This window comes from Ruminococcus callidus ATCC 27760, assembly GCF_000468015.1.
GTDB lineage: Bacteria > Bacillota > Clostridia > Oscillospirales > Ruminococcaceae > Ruminococcus_C > Ruminococcus_C callidus.
Genome location: NZ_KI260500.1, coordinates 2,886 through 3,907 on the forward strand (window position 1 = coordinate 2,886; position 1,022 = coordinate 3,907).

Genomic DNA, 1,022 nt, shown 5'->3' on the forward strand with positions numbered 1-1,022 from the left:
ATATGACGGAAAATCTGCACGCAGATTGCGTGCAGAGCCGTCAGGCGGGCTTTGTGCGGTGTCGCCTTAGAATTCGCCCAGACACTGTCCGAACAGCAGGCAGCGGATTCCGTCGTCTGCACCGGAGTTACAGGTTTGCAGGGCAATCATCTTGTCCCCGTATGCAGGCGGGTCGTCGTCCGGTGCGTACCAGATCAACGCCGTACTGCGAATCTCCTCAATGTACTTCTGGAATTCCTCCTGATTCAGAGTGATGCGGTTCCAGTAGTCGAATGCTGCACCGTCCTCACCGTTCAGCACGGAAGATGCCACGATGCGGTACAGATACCGCTTGTCCAGTGTTGCCACCTCGAAATAAATGTGCTGTCTGCCCCATTCTTCTTCCTTGAAACTCTTGACCGAGTGGAACATGGAGCCATTTCCCATGTTATGCCCATAGAGCAGGGTGTTTTCCGTTTCGCCGATCTTGCCGCGGAAGTCCTCGAAGATACTGCCGGCGGAGCTGTGATTGCCCTCCCAGTCACGGTCGATATAATATGCATTGTCGTCCTTCTGTACAATGGGGTAATCAATGGGTGTATCATTGACATAGACCCAGCCCACAACGTCCGGATTTTTCTCATGATGCTGCTTGACCTTTTCCATATCGATGTGCATGGTGTAATCATATGTGATCGTCGTGGTCGTGGTGACTGTCGTCGTTGTCGTTGTCGTCGTTGTCGTCAGAATCGGAATCGCGTCCGGTGCAGAAACCTTGTCCGCACGGCTGACCACGATAATGCAGATGATGATCATCGCCAGCAAAGCAATTCCCAGTCCGATCAGGAATTTTTCCAGTTGTTTTACTCGTTTGGTTGCCAATTTGATACCCCCGTTATCAGAAAAAAATACCGCATATTCAGCGTTCCTGTTCTAGTATACTGTTTTTTTACAGATTTGTCAAGACAATATTTCCGATAAAACAACACTGCACAAGCTTTATTCAGTGTTTCCTAAGGCAATACCGCACAAAGAGCGTCTGG

At 49.9% G+C, this 1,022-nt stretch carries 1 protein-coding gene; it reads right to left on the reverse strand.

Features of this window, described 5'->3' with window-relative positions:
- Positions 1-66: 66 nt before the first annotated feature.
- A complete protein-coding gene (locus RUMCAL_RS13810; protein ID WP_021683637.1) occupies positions 67-861 on the reverse strand; it encodes a class B sortase in 795 nt (264 codons plus the stop codon).
- Between the last annotated feature and the right edge of the window lie 161 nt (positions 862-1,022).